Origin of the sequence: Streptomyces sp. NPDC093071, from assembly GCF_044754545.1 — a bacterium.
GTDB lineage: Bacteria > Actinomycetota > Actinomycetes > Streptomycetales > Streptomycetaceae > Streptomyces.
The window spans coordinates 1-21,830 of the sequence record NZ_JBIVPH010000013.1 but is presented as its reverse complement, the minus strand read 5'-3'; the positions used below and the strand labels follow the sequence as shown (position 1 = coordinate 21,830).

Here is a 21,830-nt window from a genome sequence, read left to right as displayed (position 1 = left end):
GCCGGGCGTCATTGACGGGGCCGCAGTGCCCCCTGGGACCGGGCACACCGTAGCCCCGCTCCCTCGGTTTATCCACGCTCAGGACAAAGTTCGAGACACTCTGGTCATAGGTCTTGGCCTTCTGCCGAAAGAGGTCTAGCTTCGTCCGCGCTGTAGCCACGACCGATGAGGGCTGGGTGAACGCATGAGGCGAGAACCGCGTCAACAACACGTGGAACCAAGGGTTCTGAGCCGCGGAAGACGGCGGACCCGACACGTCTGGGCCACCGGCCTGGTGGTCGGCGCCCTCACCGCCGGACTGCTCGGCGGGATCTCTCCCGCCACCGCGAAACCGGCTCCAGATGATCTCAGGACAACGTTGTCGTTGCCGTCGCCACCGGGCGGGGACGACGTCCGGGTGCTCGTCTTCCACGCCTCGGCCACCGAGGAATCGCCCGTCGTCGACGCCGGCATCGAGGCGATCGAGACGATCGGCCGCACCGGGCCCGCCGCCACGCGCTTCACCATCGAGGCGACCGACGACGCCTCCGTCTTCACCAAGCCGAGGCTGGGCCGGTTCAACGCGGTCGTCTTCCTCACCGGCGGCGGCGACGTGCTCGACGCCGACCAGGAGGCCGGCCTGGAGGCGTACGTCGAGGCCGGCGGCGGCTTCCTCGGCCTGCACGACGCCGCCCGCACCGAGCCGTACTCTGACTGGTTCGGCGGCCTGATCGGCGCCCGCCCGGCGAAGACCAACCCGACCACCGTGCAACGCGCGGTCGTCGAGGTCGGAGACCGCCGGCATCCGGCCACCAAGAGCCTGCCGCTGGAGTGGAAGCGGCCCGACAAGTGGCTGAACTGGGCGACCAACCCGTCCGGCACCGTGCACACCGTGGCGCGGGTCCGGGAGAACTCCTACCGGCCGGGCACGGGTGCGAACGGCGCCGACCACCCGGTCTCCTGGTGCCGCGACTACGACGGCGGCCGGTCCTTCTACACCGCGATGGGCGGGACGGCCGACAGCTACCAGGAGACCGACTTCCGCGCCCACCTGCGCGGCGCGCTCCACTGGACCACCCGCCTCGTCCGCGCGGACTGCCAGGCCGCGATCGACGCCCACTACACCGCCGAGCGGCTGACCAAGCCCAACCAGCCCGGCCGGAACGACCAGATCGGCGAGCCGCATGGCCTGGTGACGGCGAAGGACGGCCGCGTCTTCTACATCGGCCGCGGCGGAGCGGACTCCTCCAGGCCCGTGGTCACCGACTGGAACGACCCCGAGATCGGCAAGGGCCAGGGCGAGATCCACATCTGGGACCCGAAGACCCACCAGGTCAGCCTGGCCGGTTCGCTCACCGTGTTCGGCAACAAGGGCGGCGGAGACGAACTGGTCAAGAACGAGGAGGGGTTGCTCGGCATCGAGCTCGACCCGCGCTTCGAGGACAACGGATGGGTCTACCTGCACTACACCCCGCACGCGCGGATCGACCGGAACACGAGGACGGCCCAGCGGTACGTCTCCCGCTTCACGCTGAACCGCGCCACCGGAAAGCTGGACCTGTCCAGCGAGAAGGTGCTCCTCACGTGGCCGGTACAGATCCACAGCTGCTGCCACGCGGGCGGCGGAATGGCCTGGGACTCCAAGGACAACCTGTACATCGCCACCGGTGACAACAACTCCTCCCAATTCAGCGGCGGCTACTCCGGAAACAACCCCGAGCCCCACTACAAGGGCCTGTCCTTCGCCGACGCCCGCCGCACGGCCGGCAACACCAACAACCTCAACGGCAAGATCCTCCGCATCCACCCCGAGCAGGACGGCACCTACACCCTGCCGGAGGGCAACCTCTTCACCGGCGAGGAGACGGCCGAAGGCGGCGGCAAGACCCGCGGCGAGATCTACGTGATGGGCGTCCGCAACCCGGCCCGGATCGCCGTCGACCCCGCAACGGACACGCTGTACGCGGGCTGGGTCGGCCCGGACGCCGGCGCCCCGTCGACCACCTGGGGCCCGGCGAAGTACGACACCTTCGCCGCGATCACCCAGGCGGGCAACCACGGCTGGCCGTACTGCATGGGCAACAAGCAGCCCTACCGCGACCGCAACCTGCCCGACCCGGCCAAGCCGCTCGGCTGGTACGACTGCGACGCGCCGAAGAACGAGTCGCCGCACAACGACGGCCTGGTCAACCTGCCGCCGGTCACGGGCAACACCATCTGGTACTCGCCGCAGGGCGGCGCGCCGGACTTCCCGCGCGACGCGAACGGGATCCCGAGCTACCGGCAGGAGGAGGGCACGTACCTCCTGCCGTGGCTCAAGGGCGGCGGCCAGGCCACCATGAACGGCCCGGTCTACCGCTTCGACGAGTCGAGCACGAGCACGGTGAAGTGGCCGTCGTACTGGGACGGCAAGTGGTTCGTCGGCGACTTCTACGACCAGGACCAGCCCCGGCACGCGGTGCTCACCGACCCGAAGACCGTCGGCAAGGGCGGCCTCCCGGTCCACGCGGAGAACCTCAAGAAGATCATCCCGGTCGGCGCCGACGGCATCAGGAACCTCATGGACTGGAAGTTCGGCCCCGACGGGGCGCTCTACCTCCTCGACTACGGCCGCGGGTTCTTCACCTCGGACGCCAAGTCGGCGCTGTGGCGCGTGACCTACAAGGGCGGCCCGGCGACCCCGGCCGCCGCGGACGTCGTCCGGAAGGAGACGGTGCGATGAGGGCGAGCGACCCACGGCCGGCACGGATCGGGACGGCGCTGCTCGCGGTGCTCCTGATGGTGCTCGGCCTGACCAACGGCGCGTGGGGCCGCGAGGCCCCCGCACCGGGCGTCGGCGGGGAGCCGGAGGCCGCCGTACAGACGCTGACCTGGACGGCCGGCGACGCCATCGACAAGTACGTCACCCAGCCCACCACGGCGGTTGCCGGACCGGCGACGATCGTCTTCGAGAACAGCGCCGCCACCGGCAACACCACCGGAATGCCGCACACGCTCACCTTCGACGTGTCGGACCCGGAGTACAACAACGACGTCCCGCTCAACATCCTCGCGAATCCCTCGGACGCCAACGGCGGCAGGCACACCGCCGAGGTGACCCTCACCCCGGGCCGCTACCTCTTCAAGTGCACGATCCCCGGCCACGGCGCGATGCAGGGCATCCTGGTCGTCACCGAGGACGGCGGCGAGGACACCGCCCCGCCGGAGACCTCGGTCAAGGTCGACGGCACGAAGAACGCCGACGGGGCGTACGTGGGCCGGGCGACGGTCTCCGTCACCGCCACGGACACCGGCTCGGGCGTCGAGAGGACCGAGTTCGCGGTGGGCGCGGACGGCGCCTGGCAGCCGTACACCAACCCGGTCGTCGTGGACCGGGTGGGCACCCACGAGATCCGCTACCGGGCCACCGACAGGGCGGGCAACACCGCGCCGGAGAAGTCCGTCGGCTTCGCGGTGGTCGCGCCCCCGACGGACGACACCACCGCGCCGGAGACCTCGGCGACCGTCAGCGGCGAGAAGGACGCCGAGGGCCGCTACATCGACATGGCGACCGTCACGGTCACCGCGTCGGACACGGGCTCCGGCGTCAACACCATCGAGTACGCGCTCGGCGCGGGCGGCGCCTGGACGGCGTACACCGGCCCGGTCATGGTGCACGAGGCGGGGGAGAGGACCGTCCGCTACCGGGCCACCGACAAGGCCGGGAACGTCGCCGCGGAGAAGTCCGTCTCGTTCACCGTCGTCGCCCCGCCGGCCGTCGACAAGACGCCGCCGGAGACGTCGGTGAAGGTGGAGGGGACGAGGAACTCCGACGGGGCGTACGTCACCGGCGCCAGGGTGACGGTCTCGGCGACCGACGCCGACTCCGGCGTGGACAGGATCGAGTACTCGCTCGACGGCGGCCCCTACCTCGCCCACACCGCGCCGGTGCTCGTCGACCGCGTCGGCCGGCACACGGTGGCCTACCGGGCCACCGACAGGGCCGGCAACACGGCCGCGGCGAAGACGACGGCGTTCACCGTCGCCGAGGGCGGCGGCGTGCCCGCCCCGTCGTGCCCCGAGCACGACGAGCGCCTCACCGTCTTCGTCGGGACCGTCGACAGCGGTGTGCCGAACCGGATGACGCGCGGCCGGTGCACGATCGGAGAGCTGATCGAGGACGAGAAGTCCTGGTCGTCGCACGCGCTGTTCCTCAAGCACGTCGGCAAGGTCCTCGACGGTCTCCTGGCCGACGGGGTGATCGACGGCCGCGAGCGCAAGAAGATCAACCAGGCGGCCAAGCGGTCCGGCATCGGCACGCCCGGCCAGACCGAGGGCTACACCCCGATCCTCGACGGCACCGCGTCGTCGTTCGCCAAGTGGCAGCACGTCGGCGGCGGAAGCTTCGGGCTCAACGCGGACGGCTCGATCACGAGCAGCACGACCGTGCCGGGCATGGGCATGTTGTGGTTCCCGCAGCGCAAGTACGGCGACTTCTCGCTCAAGCTCCAGTGGCGTGACGACGCCCCGGGCAACGGCAACGCCAACGGCGGTGTCTTCGTCCGTTTCCCCCAGGTCCACGACCACCCGGGGGAGCCCCGCCCGGAGTGGGTCGCCATCAAGTACGGCCACGAGGTCCAGGTCCTGGACCGGCCCGACGGCGACACGTACAAGACCGGCTCGCTCTACGGCTTCGACCGGGTCGGCCTCGCGGGCGCGCACGTGACCCCGAAGGGAACCTGGAACGACTACGAGATCCGCGTCGTCGACCAGCACTACTCCGTCTTCCGCAACGGAGTCCTGATCAACGAGTTCGAGAACACCGGCGGCCAGTCCTTCACCCCACCGCGTGGTGACGACCCGGGCACCGACGGCCGGCGCTTCGCGTCCGGCTACATCGGACTGCAGGTCCACGGGACGACGGACGTGATCTCGTACCGGGACATCCGGATACAGCAGCTCTGACGCTCCGCCCTCGGGAACGGCCGCCATCGGACACACCGCCGGCGGCCGTCCTCGTACGACTCGGCCACTGGCACGCCGAGGAAACCGACACGGGAGCGCTACGACCGCCGAGCCGACCGGCCACCTGATCGGCAGGGCGCGGGGCGGCGACTGCGACGTCGGCACCGACCACCACCACATCGACCGCCCCGGACGGCGGCGGACCAGACGGTGTCAGGCCGCAGGGGTGGTACGGGTGCGGGGTCGCTCGGTGGACAGCACCGCCCATACGCGACGGCCGTCGTGGGAGACGTCGGTGCCACAGCTGGCGGTGCCGGGGACGGCGGCGAGGCCGGTGAGGATCGTCTCGTCGGGTTCGGACTCGGTGTGGCTGAGGACGGCGATGAGGAGCATGTCGTCCTGGTCGGCGAGGTGCACGCTGATGCGCCGGCCCTGGTCGGCGGTGGCGGCGCCGACGAGAAGACGAACGGTCGCCGCGAGGTTTTCGTCGCCGGGGTGGACATGACCCCAGGCACGGACGGTGTCGGTGGCCTTGTCGACGACCTGGGCGGCGGTCCACGGGTAGGCCGTGAGCGCCCAGTTCGCGGCACGCCGGGCCCTGACGGTCATCCGAGGGCGACGGGTCTGTACGCGGGCCTGATCGGGGCCGGGAAGCGGCAGCGAGGTGACGGCCGGCGTGGTGGAGACGGGCTTCGTCTTCGGCTGCGGTCGAGGAGGCTCGACGGGCTTCTTCTGCGGGGGCGGGGTACGGGGCGGGTAGGTCGGCGGCAGCTTCGGCCCCTTGCCGTCGACGGGCAGTGGTTCGTTCACGACAGCCTCCTCGTCCTCCCGACCATCTTGACAGCGGATGCCTGCCTGGCGTGGTTGATTTGCCGGGTTGCCCACGAGGCGATGGTCGCGCCGCCAGGGCGTTCCCCGACTGGACTCCTCGCACGGGGCGTAGACCGGGAGCAGAACTGTCGGCGCACCTATGGGATGTGATCGTCGCTCTGGCCCCCGCGCTCTCCGGGGCGGATCCCGACCGCATACCGAAGAGGACTCGGCAATTCTGTTCCTCGTGCCCGCGGGGATGGACCCGGCCTGCCGAACGACCCCGTCCGGCGGCGCGGCCGTTCTCTGCTCGCGCGGGGACGGGCCCAAGGACGGCAAGTGCAGCCCGAGGAACCCGAACCACCCCGTACGGAGGCCTGCCTGTCCCGGCCGGGGCGCGTTGAGGTGGACAAGCTCGGTCGGACGTCCCGGCCGGGACTGGTGAAGGAGGACGCGGTGCGCGGCTTCGAGGCGGGCGAGACGGTCGTACGGCGCGATGTGCACCGCACGGGCCGGGTGTGGAGCGAGCAGGCACTCAGGGTCCTCGCGGACACCGACGAGGCACTGGTGACCGCGTGTGCGCCCGGGGCGGATGCCCGCTGGCCCGCCCTGTACGCCAGGGCCCGTGACGAGGGGGACCGTTCGCTGCGTGCGGAGGCGTTCGAGGCGCTGGCGACGGGGGAGTGGGAGCTGGCGGACGCGGTGTGGCAGGAGACCGCCTACGGCCTGGTTCAGCATCAACGCGTTCTTCGTCTCCGACAACGAAGGCGGGCGCCGGCCGCGGAACTGGTACGTCAACTTCGAACACCCCACCCGCCGCGGCCAGACCGGCTTCGACACCCTCGACCTCGCGGTGGACCTGGTCATCACGCCCGACCTGGCCCGCTGGGCGTGGAAACCGACCTGGCCGACGCCACGTCTGCCACGGCCCACGGCGGCCACGGAGGGAGTCGTACCGTCGTAGGCGGCCCGCTGGACGGTCTGCTGGGCATCCACGGCTGGCGGACCGAGGAGGTCGACGACGGTGTAGCCCTGATCATCCAGGCTTTCCAGGGAAACGAGCGGCCCTACCCGGAGCCGGGAAAACAGCCGGGGTTTCAAGGCCAGGTATCAGGAAGCGGGAGCGAGCGGGGTGAGAAGGGCCTCGCCGGTTTCGGTCCGGGCGTACAGGACGGTGCGGCCGGTGCGGTGGGCGGTGACGAGGCCGGCGTCGCGCAGGGCGGTGAGGTTCTGGGAGACGGCGGCCATGGAGGCGCCGGTGCGGGCGGCCAGTTCGGTGGTGGTGGCCGGTGCGTCCAGCTCGGCCAGGAGGAGGGTGCGGGTGCGGCCCAGTACGGCCGCCAGGGCCGCGGTGCCGGTGGCGGGCCGGGGTTCCCACAGGGTCCCGATGCCGCGGGCGCGGTAGGCGAGCTGGGGCGGTTGCGCAGGCGCGACGAGGGTCGACAGGCCCGGGCCTTTGAAGGCGCACGGGACCAGCACCAGTCCGCCGCCCGCGGCCGCCCGGGTGAAGGTGCGCGGCCGGCGGTGGACCAGACGCAGCACGTCCTCGTGCCAACTGGCCAGGGGGTGAAGCTCGTTGAAGAGATGTCCGGCTCCGCGCTCGGCGGCTTGCCGGGCCCGGTGACGGACATCGGCGTCGAGCAGCGTCCTGACACGGCTCCAGTACGGCGCGAGGGCCAGCTCCCAGTACGCCTCGACCTCCTCCGCCAGCTGTTCCAGCCCGCGCCGAGGATCGCCGTGGAGCGTGTGGAGGCGGCCGGTGAGCCGGCCCTCGTGACGGCGCAGGCGCTCCAGGTCCCGCCGCACCCGCTCGGGCGTGGTCGCCGCGACGGCCACGAGTTCCTCGGCGAGTGTCGGAGCCGGGCCGGGCGGCGCGGGGTTCAGGAAGTCCGGGACGTACCCGGCGCCGGGCGGGATCAGATCCGACAGCCATCCGCGGTCGAGCCCGGCGGCCGTGACCCGAGGGCGCACCTGATCCAGCCAGCGGCGGTGCAGCGGGTCGGCGGCCCCGGAGCGCAGGAGCCGAAAGCTCGTCCCCACCTGCCACATCGGCGAGACGCAGAACCGCATCCGCGCCAGGTCGTCCGTCGAGAACGAAAGGTCCGCCACCGTGTCCGTCCGCCGTCCGGTTCGAGAATTCAGGTATGCGCGAATCGATGGCACCGAGCGTATCGTCCGAAGATCCTTCCCCCATGAACGACTCGGAGATCGACACCGCCGCCGCGGCGGGCACGTGGACGCTGGGCGACCTCACCGTCCGCCGGATCGGCTTCGGCGCGATGCGGCTGCCGCAGACCGGCGAGGCCCTCGTACCCGGCGCCGTCCCGCGCGACCGCGACCAGGCGCTCGGCGTCCTGCGTCGCGCCGTGGAACTCGGCGTCAACCACATAGACACCGCCGCTTTCTACTTCTCCCCGCTGCGCTCCGCGAACGAGCTGATCAACCGGGCCCTGGCGCCCTACCCGGACGACCTCGTCATCGCGACCAAGGTCGGGCAGCCCCGCGACCCGTCCGGCGCCTGGCTCCCGCACGCCGGACCACGCGAACTCCGGGGCCTGGTCGAGGAGAACCTGCGCCAGCTCGGCCGCGACCACCTGGACCTGGTGAACCTCCGGGTCGTCGGAACCGCCCCGGTGGCCGAGCGGTTCGGCGTCCTGGCCGAACTGCGCCAGGCGGGACTGATCCGGCACCTGGGACTGTCGAACGTCACCCCCGAGCACCTCGCCGAGGCCCGGGAGATCGCGCCGGTGGTGTGCGTGCAGAACATGTACGGCATCGGCGTCCGCCCCGACCAGGAGGCCTTCGTACGGCACTGTGGCGAACTGGGCGTCGCCTTCGTGCCGTTCTACGCCCTCGCCGCCAATGGCCGACAGGCCGGGGCGACCGGAGACGAGCACGAGGAGGTACGAGCGGTGGCCCGGGCGCACGGCGTGACGCCCGCACAGATCCGCATCGCCTGGACACTCCACCAGGGCCCCCACGTCCTGGCCATCCCCGGCACGGGTGACCCGTCCCATCTACAGGCCAACATCGCCGCCGGCGCCCTACGCCTCACCACCACCGAACTCGCCCGCCTCGACGCGGTCCACCACGGCAGCGTGACGGATCCGCCCGAACCTCGATAAGACGAGGGACCGGTTCCGACAGAGCAGGGACAACCGTCCGCCTGTCGGTGGGCCCCGACCGTCTGCCCCGGGGGAGCCCACGACGACGAGGAGACCGAACGCCGCTGGAACCACCCGGCGATTGGGCAGCCGCGCGGCCCGGGCACGGCCGGAGCTACTGCTGCTCACCTCCGACAGCGTCTGCGAACCTCACGGGGAACGTGGCCGGCCACCTGTCCGGCGATCCGCGCGAGGCCGCCGAGCGCCTGCTCGGCGACGCCGTCCACTGTGCTCGCGCGCAGCGGAACCGGTACGCGGACAACACCACCACTCCGACCACCCGCATCACCTGACCAACGACCAAGGGACACCCACCCGCGGAGATCCCGCCCGACCCCGCCCCCGGCATCCGCGACCAGCAGATCACCGACCTGCGCGCCGCGCTCCGTCCCGCCGCCCGCCTCTGCCCCGGACGGGAAGGGGCCCCGACCCCCGCCGGCCGGAGCCGCTGTCCGTGGCCACCGGCGCCCGCCCTGGAACACTGAAGGCCACCATGTCGTCGACGACGAGGAGCGAGCAGAGATGACCGTCCTGCCCTCACCGGAGGAGATCGAGGCCGCCCGCACGCCCGCAGGCGGCTGGAAGCGCGACCAGCTCACCGCCTGGGGCGTCCCCTGGCCCCCTCCCAAGGGCTGGAAGGACGACCTAGTCAAACGCTGGACGGCCGCCCATCAGGACGGCACGCCGCCTCCGCCCCGCCCGACTCCGGCTCCGCCCGGTTTCGCCCAGGAGACGCTCGACTTCGGCTGACCGACGGCACCGGGGGCCGACGACGGGAACCGCCCGGCCGTACAGGCGATGAAGAAACCCCGGACCTGACAGACTGCAAAGTTCTCCGACCCGGCATACAACCCCCCTGGCGCCTCACGAGTCATGCGGCTGTGGCGTGTCGTACCCCGTCACACCCCGCCACTGCCAGGGAGGCACACTCCGTTGAACCGTACGCTCGCCACCACCGTCGCTCTCGTCCTTGCCGTGACGGGCGGCGGCCTGACCGCCCCGGCGTTCGCGGCGCCCCCGGGAACGCCCGCGCCCGCGCCCGCTGAGGTGGCCCCGCCGCTGACCGTTCCCGCCGGCTCGGAGGTCGTCAGCGCGGGCAGGACCGGCATGTTCACCCGTACGGGCACGGGAACGGGCATCGTCCACCGGTGGACGCGGTACGCCGACGGCGTCACGACGACGCTCCCCGCCGGGACCTCCTGGGGCAGCCCGGGCACCGACCTCGTCGTCTCCCGGGCCGGGGCGGTGTACACGCTCACCGACATGGGCGGGGCGGCGAAGCCGGTCGTGATCGACACCTCCGTGCTCGGCGCCTCGGCCGCCGGGTACACGCTCCGGCAGGTTGTCGGCACCACGCTGGTGATGTCGGGCCGGGTGGACGGCGTGGACCGGCACCACCTGGTCTCCCTGGAAGACGGCGAGGTCGTCTCCCGGACGGTGCCCCTGCCGGAGGGCTGGGACTCCTGGCGGGACTACGCCACCGGCCCCGGCACCTTCGCGGTGATCCTCCGCTCGCCGGATACCGCCTCGCGCCGGCTCGGCGTGGTGGACGTGGCCACCGGCGAGGTCGTCGAGTCGTACGCCCTCGCGTACACGACCTCCGTCGAGTCCGTCACCGTGACCCCGACCCACGCGATCTGGCTGGAGAACGCCTCCTCCCCGGACAAGAGGCTGGTCGTCGCCCCCAGAGGCACGAACCAGGCCCAGCCGGTGCCGCTGGACTCCCCGGGCACCGCGACCGGCGCCGTCCTCCACACCCTCGGCGACTGGATCGCGCACACCAAGCCGGGCGGCGGCACCGCGCTCTCCCCGAACGGCTTCCACCAGGTCACCGTCCGCTCGGTGAAGACCGGCGCGGCGTTCCCGCTCCTGGACCACGCCACGTCCCTCGCCCCCGACGCCGACGGCGGCCTGCTCGCCGTCGGCGGCACCCTCGCCCAGGGCGAGGGCCTGTACCGGATCGCCCTGGACGCCGACACCGGAAGACCCGCCGCGACCCTCGTCCGCTCCTCCGGACAGCCGACCGCCCTCACCGCGCTGACGCAGACCCTGCCGCCGACCGGCGCCGTCGACTTCGACCGCGCGGGCGGCAGACTGCCGGCCGGCTGGACGCTCAGCCGCCCCAACGCCAAGACCTCCCTGACGCTGAGGCACACGGCATCCGGCCGGACCGTGAAGATCACCGGCAAGACGCCCGGCGAGGGAGCGACCACCTTCCCGCTCGACTGGAACGGCCTGTACGACGACGGCCTGCCGGCCCACAACGGCGCCTACACCTGGACGATGCGCGCCGAGCCCGCCAACGGCGTCGGCCCGGCCGTCGAGCGCCAGGGCGCCTTCACGCTGACCCGTGCGCCCCGCCCGCACGACTTCGACGGCAACGGCTCGCCGGACGTGCTCTCCCGCACGGAGTCCGGCCACCTCGGCGCGTACGATCTCCGGCAGCTGCGGAGCCTGAAGCCCTTCCAGCAGCCGTACGAGGCACAGATCGGCGGCGGCTGGAACATCTACGACCGCATCACCCCCACCGGGGACCTCGCCGGCACCCGCGACGCCGACCTCGTCGCGCGCGACCGCTCCGGCGTGCTCTGGTTCTACGCGGGCAAGGGCACCCACAAGGCGCCCTTCGCGCCGCGCACCCGGATCGGCGGGGGCTGGCAGGTGTACGACAAGCTCACCGGCGGCTCCGACCTGACCGGCGACGGCCGTAATGACCTCCTGGCCACCGACCGCTCCGGCGTCCTGTGGCTCTACCGCGGCACCGGCAGCGCCACGGCCCCCTTCAAGCCGCGCGTGAAGATCGGCGGCGGCTGGCAGGTCTACAACCAGATCACGGCCACCGGCGACCTCGCGGGCGCCGCCGCCGGAGACCTCGTCGCCCGCGACAAGGACGGCGTCCTCTGGCTCTACCTCGGCAGGGGCGACGGCACCTTCGCCGCCCGCACCCGCATCGGCGGCGGCTGGCAGCACTACCAGCAGATCCTCGCAGTCGGCGACGTGGACGGCGACGGCCGCAACGACGTCGTAGGAGAGGAAGTGGACGGCAATCCGGCCGCCGACTCCCCGCAGACCGCCCTTCTCCTCCACCGGGGCACGGGCCAGTGGGCGACACCGTTCGCCCCCCGGCAGCACACCGGCTCACTGTGGAGCGACCACCAGCTCCACTGACGGAGTACAACCACCCGGACCGTCTCGCCGACCGCGCGGTTCCCGACGCCCCGGGCCCTCGCGAGCGTGGCTACGGGCGGGCAGCAGCCCGTAGCCACGCAGCATCCCTCCAGGCGCCCGCGGCGCCGTTCGGCGAGCCGCTGAAGCCGCAGGACGGTACCCATCCCTGCTCACCCTCGCGTACGACGCCCAGAACCACGGAGCGCCGTCGGGACCAGGAAGCGCCCCGGACCGGCAGGACCCACGTCCTCCGCCGCACCGAGCGGCGGCCGGGAAGCTGATCGACCCGATCCGAAGCCGAACCAGGCCTACGCCGAGCGCGTCGGCGTTCCGCTGGACGGCCTCCTGCTGGACATTCGCGGCGGGCGGTTCGCTCTACCCGCGCTCGCGACGGTGCGGGATGACCAGACCGGTGCCCCGGTAGCCCCAGTCAGCGACCACAGTGGTGCGGCCGACTGCGGGTTTGGCGTCGGACAGTTCCTATGCCTTGCAACCATTGCGATTGCCGGACAGGCGTTGGCCGACCACCACGACGATGCGGGTGCCGGCGTCTATGACGAATTGGCGATTCGTGGAGTATCGATAGTTCTTCGACTGCTCGGCCACCGTGTGGTCGTGTGTGGGGGTCAGGGTTCCGTCCACGATCAGCACAGTGTTCTTGCGGAACCGCTTGCGCGGCCGGAGCACGAGCAAGGGGCCGAGGTGTCTGATGACGCGGTCGGTCGCGGACTTCGATACTCCGAAGAGCGGGGCAAGCCGGCGCAACGTCAAGCTTGTCCGCCAGTACGTCGTGAACAGCAGCACTCCGTCCTCCAGCGGCAACCTCCACGGCCGACGCGGTGATCACTTCAGTCACAGCAAGATCATGACGCCAAGCCGGGGTCCTGCAGCACCCCCCGTCACGGGCCGCATGGTCAGGGCCTCACTCATAGCTGCACCATGCTCAAAGCACTGCCAGGACCGGCACGACGATCTGATGAGGAGCAGGGCGTGGGAAGTCTGTTGAAGGGCGTTTCCGGGGTCCGCTGGGCGAACTACGCGACGCGACGGGCGCCACAGCCGACGGTGTTCCCCCTCTGCTGTCCCGGATCGCATACGGGGATGAGGACACGGCCCGCATCGCCATCGACGACCTGGGCGATGCCATCTGTGCTCTGGGGTTCGTCGTTGGCGAGGCGACAGCTCCCACGGTGCCGTTCCTTCTTGAACTGCTCGGGTCCCCGCACGTGGCCTGCAAGGCCGAGTTGCCAGACCTGCTGGGAAGCATCTGCCGGGCCGACCAGTGGCATTCCGCCGCTGCGGCAGCGCAGGACCGCAAGCACGATGCGAGCTTCCAGCAGCAGCCCGGCTGGGAGGCAGAAGCAAGGACAGTTGTGTACGCGGGCCGGTCAGTCATCGAGGGCGTCGCCTCCTCCGTACGGCCAGAGGAAGCGACGCCTGCTCGGAAGTTTTTGCAGGAGATGGACTGCATCCCGCCGTTCCCGGAGCTATGAGCGGCTATTGCGGGACAGCCCTCGGGCCGGACCGTTTCCTTCGGATCACGTCACTGGCCTGGTCAGGGTGGCGAAGGAAGTGCGTCTGGCCGGTAACCTCCGTTCATGCATGATGGGTTGAGAAGGGCCCCGGCGCCTCTTCTGTGGGGTGCACTGTGGCTGGCCGTGACCACGTTCTGGTGGATCGGTGGTCGGTTCACGGAGGAGCCGAGGTCTCTGATCTTGTGTGCTGTCTTGGGTGGGGTTCAGGCAGGGGTTCCGATAGCCGTCATGAAGCTGCGCGAGTACTTCAGGTCGTTCACCGTGGGCACGGATTCGGTTCGACGCGAAGAGAGCTCTCCCGCGCCCTTCCCGGCCGACGAGAAGCGGTACTGAGGCGGACGCCGGGCCATCCTGCGTCCGCGGACGCAGATCGCTCGATCAGATGATCCGGAGGAAACTCCCTACCGTGCACGAGCTCGTTGGGACGGCGCCCGGCGAGCGGGCGCTGTACGACCCGCTCCGATGGACTGCTCCCCGCCTGCGCGGGGATGGATCAGTCGACCTTTTCCGGCTGTCCACTGAGAGTGGCTGGTTTCACCAGCCCTGGCGAAAACCGGTGCTGTCGAAGCCAGAGGTCGACTATCGGAGTCGGGCGCCGCTTCACGGTGCCGTACGCGCCGGACGACTACTCGACGCGGAGCCAGGGTTCGCAGTTTCCGGAGATCTTGATCTGCTCGTCCACGAGCTCGACCTCGAAGGTGGCCATCTCGCCTGCCGGGACGTAGCGCGCCTTCACCTTGGCGTCCGGGTGGGTCGAGTCGTTGTCGATACTGCATCGGCCCGCGGAGGCGTCGACCGCGCCGAGCGTGGAGTAGGTGCCGGGACACATGTCTTCGGGGACGCGGTAAACACCTTCGCCGTACTGCTTGTCCGCATCAGCCGGTCCGGGCCGGTCGGCGCACTCGACTGTGCCGTTGTCGTCGTCCACGGCGGTGGACGACTGTGCTCCGGCCGGCGTGCCGGAACGCGGTGCGTCGGCGGTGTCCTGCGAGCTGCTGCAGCCGACGAGCAGCATGAGTGATGCCGCCGCGACCGCAAAGCCGATTCTTCTGATCATCAGAACCCCTCCAAGGGCCGGTCCGAGAGCAGCGATTCCCACTCGCAGTTGATGAATGATGCAACGCCTTCGTGCCCCTCGGCGAACCAGCCGCCCTCGAAGAGTTCCTCGACCCCGCCAGGAGTAATGCCTTCCACGACCTGGGTGCGGACCCCGGCGACCGTCCCGTATCTGCACCTCCCCACGGACCCCGCCGGCCGCTGACCGCGTCGAGGGCACGACCACCGGAGCCGGTGGCGGTCGACGACCTGGCCCGCGGCCCGGAATCACGGCTGCCGACCAGATCATTCCGTTACGGTCAGGCACTCGGCGAGCAGGTCGACGACGTCGTGCCAGGCTCGCTGCGCGTGCCGTGGGTGGTAGCCGACGCCGGGGACCACGGGGTGGTCGACCGGCGGGTGGTGGAAGGCGTGCAAGGCGCCGCCGTAGACCACGAGGCGCCAGTCGACGCCCGCGGCCTGCATCTCGGCGGTGAACGCGTGCCGTCGCGCGGCCGGCATGATCGGGTCTTCCGACCCGACCCCGGCCCACACCGGGCAGCGGATGCGCGCCGCCTCACCCGGTCGGCCCGTGGTCAGTCCGTTGACCGTCCCGATCGCACGCAGGTCGACGCCGTCGCGCCCGAGTTCCAGCGCGACGGCGCCCCCGGTGCCGTAGCCGACGGCGGCGATCCGGGCAGGGTCGGTCCGCGGCTCGGCGCGCAACACGTCGAGCGCCGCATGACCGATGCCCCGCATCCGGTCGGGGGCGGCGAGCAGCGGCAGACAACGGGCCAGCATCTCCTCGGGATCGGCCACATATCGCCCGCCGTGAAGGTCGAAGGCCAGCGCTACGTATCCCAGCTCGGCCAGAGCATCGGCCCGGCGGCGCTCGACGTCGCTGAGCCCCATGCCCTCCGGCCCGAGCAGTACCGCGGGTCGGCGATCGACTCCGGCCGGGAGCGCGAGGTGCCCGATCATCGTCAGACCGTCGGCCGGGTACTCGACCGTGCGCGTCGTAATCGTCGTCATGCGACCGGACTGTAGTGATCGTCGACTCCGATCGGGCCGCTGTTCTGCCGCCGGCGGAACAGCGCGGCTGTTCCTCTGACATACGGCGACGGCTCACGCTCCGCCGCAAGCCGTCTTTCCGTGGCAGCGGTTTCGGACCGCCTCCCCCGGCCACGGTGCTGGAGGTGAACCTGCAGATTCTTCCGTCGGGGCGTACCCCACGCCGTACGAGCGTCCACGGATGCGCCTTCGGCCGCGACTCCGGGAGGCTTGGGACCGGGCGTACGGCGTCGACATCGAGCGCCACCACATCGGCCGTCCGGTCCTGTCCTCCTCGGCCCCGGTCTGATCCGCCCGTCCCGGTCGGCGGCCGGACGGGGTACGCCCGCCTGCGGGCCGCACCTCGTGAGGGCGAGCGTTCCGGAATCTGCTCACCACGCCGCCGCTCCCTGCCTGCACGGGGATGGTCCCCGTCCCGCCTACGGCACACGTTATGCGCTTCTCCGGGAGAGCGGATCCTGTGGAAGGAATGGTCCAGGCGTGCGGGGCACACCCGCCTTCACCACTCCTTGGAATCCAAAGATTCCCAAGCATTGTCGGGCATGGCTTGGTTGGCTAACTTGACGCCATGACAGAAAACGCAACCACCGATCGTTGCTACTGCGGATGCGGCAAGGAGACCGGCTACGGCCGCACCTTCGCCGCCGGCCACGACAAGATCGCCGAAGCCGCCTACCTTGCCGTCCACCACAACGGCTCCGTCGCCGAACTCCTCAAGGAGAAGGGCTACGGACCCGACAACTCCATCACTGACGCAGCCGTCAAGGCCGGCGCCTGGAAGAAGTGCGACCACTGCGACTACAAGGGCGCCCCCGGCAGCATCCGCAATCACATGGCCAAGGTGCAGAAGGCGGAGAGCAGTCAGCGGGAGTCGCTGGAGAAGTCCCTTCGCGCACTCGGCGGCACCTGGGACCCGAGCCGCGGCATGCAGACCCTGCGGGACGCCGGGTATCACCCCTCCGAGAAGTACATTCGCGAGGTGTACCGGCGGCTGGCGGACAGCGGCCTGCTGGAGAAGATCGACGAGCACCGGGCCATCTACTTCGTCACCGAAGCCTGAGGGACGCGGCGATGAACTTCTTGATGCACCAAGGTCATCGCCGACGACAATCGCCTGCTAACGGCCCGTACTCCGTTCGTTGTCACGTCTACGAGGGTCAGCACTGCTCCTGCGGTGGGAGAGTGCCAAGGCGAACGGCCGGGGCCCGTGCTGTGCGAATGAGGCGTATCCATGAACCTGCTGCACGACCGCAACACCGCCGACCGCACCGCTGAGAAGTGAGGATCCCCATGGCTGCCACTGCCCGCAACCCCAGACGCGCCCGCCTCATCGCCACCTTCGCCGGACTCGCCCTCACTCTCCTCGGTGGCATCCTGTGGCTCGTCGGTGACGACAACAAAGTCACCGGCACCAACCGAGCCGACATGAACTCCGCATCCGCGTGGGGCGACGTACTCGGCTTCGACAGTGACCAGGACGCCGCGTACACGGCCGCCCGGGAGCAGGTGGACACCGGGGAGACGCAGATGACCGTCGGCACAGCCCTGGTTGTCGTGGGGCTCGTCCTGGTCGGCACGCGCTGGATCATCCGTCCCGCCACCGAGAAGTGAGGAACACGACCGCGAGAACGTGCTTGGGTTCCGCCCGGCGGATCATGTGACTGTCGGATTGATCGCTCACGGAACACGGCTCCGACCTGGGCAAGACCCCATGGGCCGCGGAACGGGCCTTCGTCCGGCTCCACCAGCTCAAACGCCTGCACGTCATCTGCTTGCGACGCCTACGAACCTCATTCTGAAACGATCAGCAAAGAAGTTGCCCCCTTCCCTGCAACCTGTGGTGCCGATCAAGAGTCTGATCGAACAACGCGCGCATGTTTGCGCGTTGTTTCGCATCTCATGGGGGATCTCTTGAACGCAGCACGCGCCAGCCGACGTCGTCTCACCACCGCCGTCACCACAGTCCTCGCGATCACCCTCGGAGCGGGGCTCCTCGCCGCTCCGGCGACGGCGGCCCCCGCCTCCTTCAAGGCGGTGGCCGAGGCGGCGGCCCCGATCGCCGATCCCGGAGGTGTCCTCCTCGGTGCCGGCCGGGCCGGCTTCCTGAACCGGGCCCTCGTCGGCGACACCCACCAGCTCCGCTGGACGGCGTACGCGGACGGCACGACGATCACGCTGCCCGCGACGGGATCGACGCGCGCCGAGGTCTTCTTCACGGAGACCTCGGACATCGTCATGACGTCCGAGGAGGGCCGGTGGAACGACCGGTCCCAGCACATCACGCTGCGGAACATGACCACGGGCGCCGCCCCCGTCGACGTCGACTTCACCGAGCTCGGCGCCGACTACCGGTTCGCGGGCCTCGTCGGCGACACGCTCTTCGCCACGGGAACGAACGAGGACGGCGCCAAGGAACTGCTGCTTCTCGACGCGACGGGTGACGCGCAGTCCGCCCGGAAAGTGTCCGGCCTGCCCGAAGGCGCGCTCATCGGCTCTGTCCAGGCCTCCCGCTCCGGGGCCGCGCTGGTCGACGTCGTCGCTCGCTCCGAGACCGTTCTCGACCCCCGGCTGACCATCGTGGACGTGGCCACCGCCACGGCCGGTCCGGCCCACTCCGTCCTGGAGAGCAGCCTCCCCGGCAGCACCCACGGCCTCTCCGACACGCACGCGGCCTGGTCGGAGGGCACCGGCTCCGCCGTGACCCTGGCCATCGCCGACCGGATCACCGAGAAGGTACGGCGCGTCGCCGTGGGGAAGCAGCTCGACGGCGGAACCAACGTCGGCGTGCTGGGCACCTGGGTCACGTACGGCACGCCGATCGGGCTCGACCGGGACATGGACTCCCCGCCGGTCGACGTGATCCAGGCGCTCACGGCCAGGTCCGCGACCACGGACGAGACGATCAGGCTCCTCGACCACATGACCGACGCCGTGCCCGCTCCCGACGGGACCCTGCTGGTGCGCGGCGGCCTCGTCGGGAAGGGCGAGGGCCTCTACCGGATCGCCCCCGGCGAGGACGGCAGGCCGACCGCCGAACTCGTCGCCTCCAACGGGCGGCCGACCGAGCTGACCTACCTCGGAACCGACCTCCACGCGCTCGACCTCGACGACGACCCCGCCAAGATCCACCTGAAGTGGCGGATGTCCCGGGTCAACGCCGACGTGCACCTCAAGCTGACCCACCGGAGGTCCGGCGAGACCTTCGAGCTCACGATGCACCTCTACCGCGAGTCCGCCGGCGCCTACACCTACGACGACCGGACCTTCGGCCTGTCCTGGGCGGAGATCGCCGCGAAGTCCAAGCTGGGCAGGGCCGCGTACAACGGTGTCTACGACTGGTCGTTCCGGGCCGTCCCGCAGAACGGCATCGGTCCCGACCTGAACGCCTCCGGCGAGTTCCACGCCAAGCACACGGCCGACCCCCACGACCTCAACGACAACCACACCCCCGACCTGCTCGCCCGGGACGCCGAGGGCGACGTGTGGCAGATCGACACCGCCTACGACACGTCCGCGAAGACCCTGACGGCCGCCGCACCGCGCAAGCGGGCCGGGGTCGGCTGGGCCGACTACGACCGGATCGAGTCCATCGGCAACACGGGTGGTGAAGCGGGCGACTTCGTCACCCGCGACAAGAGCGGCGTACTCTGGATCCACTACGGTGCCGGGCCGCTCTCCAGCGAGGCGCTCACGCCCCGGCGGAAGGTCGGCGGCGGCTGGAACACGTACACGGAGCTGACCGGCGGCAGCGACCTCACCGGTGACGGGACGCCCGACCTCGTCGCCGTCGACAAGGCCGGCGACCTGTACCTGTACGAGTCCACCGGTACCGCCTCCGCTCCGTTCGCCCCGCGCGAGAAGATCGGCCACGGCTGGGGGATCTACAACCAGATCACCGCCACCGGGAACATCGGCGGCGAACCGGCCGGCGACCTCATCGCCCGCGACAAGGACGGGAAACTGTGGCTGTACCTCGGCAAGGGGGACGGCACCTTCGCCCCCCGGACGCCGATCGGCGGCGGCTGGGGCCCGTACACCGACATCGTCGGCATCGGTGACGCCAACGGCGACGGCAGGCCCGACCTGTACGCCCGCGACACGGGGAACACCTCGTACTTCTACGCCGGTACGGGCGACTGGAAGGCCCCCTTCAAGGCCCGGACGGCCGGCCCGGTCCTGGGTGCCGCACCGAACAGCCCCTACAACATGGTGTTCTGACCCCCGGCCATCCGCTGCCGAGTCCACCGGTTCGCGCTGCCCAGAGCGGTCCCGGGTGACTCCTCCAAAGCCTGTGACCGGTAATCGCCACCCGTACCGTCCATGCCCCCCTGGCACCCTCACGACATTTTTGGCAAATGTCCTGTGTCGACGGAGGTTGGTGATCACTAGGCTTGTGCCACCAAGTTGAACGGCTGCTCGGAGGGGTGAACGTGGAGGACTCGGAAGTCGCCTTCCGCTTGGAGCCGGGCGTGACCGGGTTCCGTGATCGGCGTGACCCGCCCCTGCCGAGTACCGATCCCCGGACATGCCGTGCCGCCTGGTATGCCGCGGCCCGGGCTGCGGGCGGACAGGTCGAGGACTTCACGGAGCAGGAGTACCCGCAGAACTTCCACAGCGCCACGATCAGCGATCGGGACGGCGCGCACATCGCGCTGTTCCACGCTCACCACCCGCTGATCGCCTTTGTCGGAGACCGGCGCTACTGGTACACCGACGAGTTCCAGGAGCCTCCCACGTGGACCACCGCCCTCACCGACCTCGGCTTTGTCGTCTTGAGCGCGGCACAGCTCCTGTCGCCGCTGGCGGAGTCGGACACCTCTGCTCTGTCTGTGACGGAGTGGCGTCAGATCAAGCACTGGCGGCCGGAGACCCTTGGCGCAACGCTCTTCAACTCGTGGGACTGATGGCCACCCCCCGGCCCCTGGTGGACGCAGTCCTGCCGCGTCTGACGGGCAGGCCGGAAGAGTTGCAAGACGGGATATACGGGTCCGGGCTCTTGGGGCGTCGGTCGGCCATGCGCTGAGGCGGTGGAAGTTCATCGCGGTCGCGGTGAGCTGGTGTCGCAGCTGGGCCTCGGGTAGGCCGTGATACCGGCATCGCCGCAGGTCGAAAACTCGTACTCCCTGGGAGACCGTCCTTCGACACCGACCCGGTGTGCGTACTGCTCCTTCCGCTCCGGGGTGTTTCCCTGGGGCCGTGTCTGCTGGATCACCTCCTGCTCAGCTTGCCGGCGGAGGGTGATCCAGCGGCCTATGTCCGATCTATCGTGGGAGCAGGTGCACTGGTCTCGTGCCTTGCAGGGCCGGCAGGCAGCCGTCGGGAACCGTGCCCGGACCACTGCCGCCCCGTACGGGGAGCGGTCCTCCCACCGGTTCCTGGTGGTGATGCCGTTGGGGCAGGTCACCCGTTGGTTGTCCCAGTCGATGGTGAAGTCGGCCTGGGAGAAGCCTCCGCCGTCCAGGTGCCGGTCCGGCTCGCAGGTTTCGCTGAGGTGAACCTTCTAGCCGTCCCAGAAGGTGCCGCGTTTCACGTTGCCTCGCGCGTCGGTGTCGTAGGGCGTCCCGCCCGCCCACCGCGTCAGCGGTCTGCCGGTCCGACCATCCCTCGACGAACTGCATGGCCGACACCAGCGCCGGCCGGGCCATCTCCTCCGGAACCCCGACGATCTTTCTGGCATGCAAAGACACCGACACCCTCCCCAAAACAACGTCGACCTTCACGACCGCAACGGGTCATGAAAACCGACGTCACGTTCAGGCCTGGAATTCGCCAACAGCGTCCCCGCACCGAGGGGGGGACCCGCGGTGCGGCTCCTTGTGCATGGGCTCACGGGAGAGGCTTCCAGGCCTGGCAGCCGGAGGTCTGGAAGGCCTTGTCGCCGGCGAGGACGGTGACGGTGATCGGTCCTTTGCCGGAGCTGTTGGCGATGATCTCGCTGGAATCGCCCGTGGTGCCCTTCAGACGCGCCCAGTAGCAGCCTGTGGCGTCATCGGTGGGTCCGGCAGTGCGGTAAACCCCCGGCCGAACCTCTTCACCGGCCAGGAAGGTGTCGTCATCTGGGATTTCCTGTGCATTCGCCGTCATCGTTCCGGATGCTCCGGCAGGTGTACGGGCCGGTGCCGCT

At 70.4% G+C, this 21,830-nt stretch carries 17 protein-coding genes and 2 pseudogenes; 12 read left to right on the top strand and 7 right to left on the bottom strand.

Annotation, left to right across the window (positions count from 1 at the left end; genetic code table 11):
- Positions 1–184 precede the first annotated feature (184 nt).
- Complete coding sequence (locus ACIQD7_RS31235; RefSeq protein WP_402446089.1) at positions 185–2,701, top strand: ThuA domain-containing protein; 2,517 nt, start codon at positions 185–187, stop codon at positions 2,699–2,701.
- A complete protein-coding gene (locus ACIQD7_RS31230) occupies positions 2,698–4,923 on the top strand; it encodes an OmpL47-type beta-barrel domain-containing protein (protein WP_402446086.1) in 2,226 nt (741 codons plus the stop codon). The genes ACIQD7_RS31235 and ACIQD7_RS31230 overlap by 4 nt, the downstream gene beginning before the upstream one ends.
- Before the next feature lie 213 nt (positions 4,924–5,136).
- Here ACIQD7_RS31230 and ACIQD7_RS31225 read toward each other — a convergent pair whose 3' ends face one another.
- A complete protein-coding gene (locus ACIQD7_RS31225) occupies positions 5,137–5,733 on the bottom strand; it encodes a hypothetical protein (protein WP_402446085.1) in 597 nt (198 codons plus the stop codon).
- Positions 5,734–6,325: 592 nt separating this feature from the next.
- Between ACIQD7_RS31225 and ACIQD7_RS31220 the strand changes: the two genes are divergently transcribed.
- Positions 6,326–6,697 carry a DUF402 domain-containing protein gene (locus ACIQD7_RS31220; RefSeq protein WP_402446084.1) on the top strand — a complete coding sequence of 124 codons (372 nt, stop codon included), beginning with the start codon at positions 6,326–6,328 and terminating at the stop codon, positions 6,695–6,697.
- Between the two features lie 146 nt (positions 6,698–6,843).
- Here ACIQD7_RS31220 and ACIQD7_RS31215 read toward each other — a convergent pair whose 3' ends face one another.
- Positions 6,844–7,803, bottom strand: a complete 960-nt coding sequence (locus ACIQD7_RS31215) for a DUF5937 family protein (protein WP_402446375.1) — start codon at positions 7,801–7,803, stop codon at positions 6,844–6,846.
- Positions 7,804–7,925: 122 nt separating this feature from the next.
- Here ACIQD7_RS31215 and ACIQD7_RS31210 point away from each other — a divergent pair, with 122 nt between their 5' ends.
- From ACIQD7_RS31210 to ACIQD7_RS31195, 4 genes are all read left to right on the top strand, one after another.
- Positions 7,926–8,858 (top strand): aldo/keto reductase, encoded by a 933-nt coding sequence (locus ACIQD7_RS31210; protein WP_402446081.1) that lies wholly within the window; start codon positions 7,926–7,928, stop codon positions 8,856–8,858.
- Positions 8,859–9,058: 200 nt separating this feature from the next.
- Complete coding sequence (locus ACIQD7_RS31205; protein ID WP_402446079.1) at positions 9,059–9,190, top strand: hypothetical protein; 132 nt, start codon at positions 9,059–9,061, stop codon at positions 9,188–9,190.
- A gap of 229 nt (positions 9,191–9,419) precedes the next feature.
- A complete protein-coding gene (locus ACIQD7_RS31200; protein WP_402446077.1) occupies positions 9,420–9,647 on the top strand; it encodes a hypothetical protein in 228 nt (75 codons plus the stop codon).
- A 183-nt stretch (positions 9,648–9,830) separates the two neighbouring features.
- Positions 9,831–12,065: an FG-GAP-like repeat-containing protein gene (locus ACIQD7_RS31195; RefSeq protein WP_402446076.1), complete on the top strand. Its 2,235-nt coding sequence runs from the start codon at positions 9,831–9,833 to the stop codon at positions 12,063–12,065.
- 378 nt (positions 12,066–12,443) lie between these two features.
- Here ACIQD7_RS31195 and ACIQD7_RS31190 read toward each other — a convergent pair.
- A pseudogene (locus tag ACIQD7_RS31190) lies at positions 12,444–12,899 on the bottom strand (transposase family protein); the annotation flags it as partial.
- A 356-nt stretch (positions 12,900–13,255) separates the two neighbouring features.
- Here ACIQD7_RS31190 and ACIQD7_RS31185 point away from each other — a divergent pair.
- A complete protein-coding gene (locus tag ACIQD7_RS31185; RefSeq protein ID WP_402446073.1) occupies positions 13,256–13,558 on the top strand; it encodes a hypothetical protein in 303 nt (100 codons plus the stop codon).
- 667 nt (positions 13,559–14,225) lie between these two features.
- On the opposite strand, the gene ACIQD7_RS31180 is transcribed toward ACIQD7_RS31185, so the two are convergent.
- Positions 14,226–14,657: a hypothetical protein gene (locus tag ACIQD7_RS31180; protein ID WP_402446070.1), complete on the bottom strand. Its 432-nt coding sequence runs from the start codon at positions 14,655–14,657 to the stop codon at positions 14,226–14,228.
- Positions 14,658–14,941: 284 nt separating this feature from the next.
- The gene (locus ACIQD7_RS31175) at positions 14,942–15,667 is read right to left on the bottom strand and encodes a dienelactone hydrolase family protein (protein ID WP_402446068.1); all 726 of its coding nucleotides are present in this window, start codon (positions 15,665–15,667) and stop codon (positions 14,942–14,944) included.
- A gap of 607 nt (positions 15,668–16,274) precedes the next feature.
- Between ACIQD7_RS31175 and ACIQD7_RS31170 the strand changes: the two genes are divergently transcribed.
- The 4 genes from ACIQD7_RS31170 (at position 16,275) to ACIQD7_RS31155 (ending at position 20,610) form a co-directional block, all read left to right on the top strand.
- Positions 16,275–16,766 (top strand): hypothetical protein, encoded by a 492-nt coding sequence (locus tag ACIQD7_RS31170; RefSeq protein WP_402446066.1) that lies wholly within the window; start codon positions 16,275–16,277, stop codon positions 16,764–16,766.
- A 230-nt stretch (positions 16,767–16,996) separates the two neighbouring features.
- Positions 16,997–17,317, top strand: coding sequence for a hypothetical protein (locus ACIQD7_RS31165; RefSeq protein ID WP_402446063.1), 321 nt, complete (start codon positions 16,997–16,999; stop codon positions 17,315–17,317).
- Positions 17,318–17,617: 300 nt separating this feature from the next.
- Entirely contained in the window at positions 17,618–19,924 is a 2,307-nt protein-coding gene (locus tag ACIQD7_RS31160) for an FG-GAP repeat domain-containing protein (protein ID WP_402446060.1), read from the top strand.
- A 212-nt stretch (positions 19,925–20,136) separates the two neighbouring features.
- On the top strand, positions 20,137–20,610 hold the full coding sequence (locus ACIQD7_RS31155) for a hypothetical protein (protein WP_402446057.1): 474 nt from the start codon (positions 20,137–20,139) through the stop codon (positions 20,608–20,610).
- A 131-nt stretch (positions 20,611–20,741) separates the two neighbouring features.
- Here ACIQD7_RS31155 and ACIQD7_RS31150 read toward each other — a convergent pair whose 3' ends face one another.
- Together ACIQD7_RS31150 and ACIQD7_RS31145 are read right to left on the bottom strand one after the other, a co-directional pair.
- On the bottom strand, positions 20,742–21,110 hold the full coding sequence (locus tag ACIQD7_RS31150; RefSeq protein ID WP_402446055.1) for a transposase: 369 nt from the start codon (positions 21,108–21,110) through the stop codon (positions 20,742–20,744).
- A 422-nt stretch (positions 21,111–21,532) separates the two neighbouring features.
- Positions 21,533–21,830: pseudogene (locus ACIQD7_RS31145) on the bottom strand (hypothetical protein); the annotation flags it as partial.

Excerpts from the sequence above, each read along its gene's own strand:
- ACIQD7_RS31235 (WP_402446089.1), top strand. The coding sequence starts at position 185 with ATGAGGCGAGAACCGCGTCAACAACACGTGGAACCAAGGGTTCTGAGC.
- ACIQD7_RS31230 (WP_402446086.1), top strand. The coding sequence starts at position 2,698 with ATGAGGGCGAGCGACCCACGGCCGGCACGGATCGGGACGGCGCTGCTC.
- ACIQD7_RS31220 (WP_402446084.1), top strand. The coding sequence starts at position 6,326 with ATGCCCGCTGGCCCGCCCTGTACGCCAGGGCCCGTGACGAGGGGGACC.
- ACIQD7_RS31215 (WP_402446375.1), bottom strand. The coding sequence starts at position 7,803 with ATGCGGTTCTGCGTCTCGCCGATGTGGCAGGTGGGGACGAGCTTTCGG.
- ACIQD7_RS31210 (WP_402446081.1), top strand. The coding sequence starts at position 7,926 with ATGAACGACTCGGAGATCGACACCGCCGCCGCGGCGGGCACGTGGACG.
- ACIQD7_RS31200 (WP_402446077.1), top strand. The coding sequence starts at position 9,420 with ATGACCGTCCTGCCCTCACCGGAGGAGATCGAGGCCGCCCGCACGCCC.
- ACIQD7_RS31180 (WP_402446070.1), bottom strand. The coding sequence starts at position 14,657 with ATGATCAGAAGAATCGGCTTTGCGGTCGCGGCGGCATCACTCATGCTG.
- ACIQD7_RS31175 (WP_402446068.1), bottom strand. The coding sequence starts at position 15,667 with ATGACGACGATTACGACGCGCACGGTCGAGTACCCGGCCGACGGTCTG.
- ACIQD7_RS31170 (WP_402446066.1), top strand. The coding sequence starts at position 16,275 with ATGACAGAAAACGCAACCACCGATCGTTGCTACTGCGGATGCGGCAAG.
- ACIQD7_RS31165 (WP_402446063.1), top strand. The coding sequence starts at position 16,997 with ATGGCTGCCACTGCCCGCAACCCCAGACGCGCCCGCCTCATCGCCACC.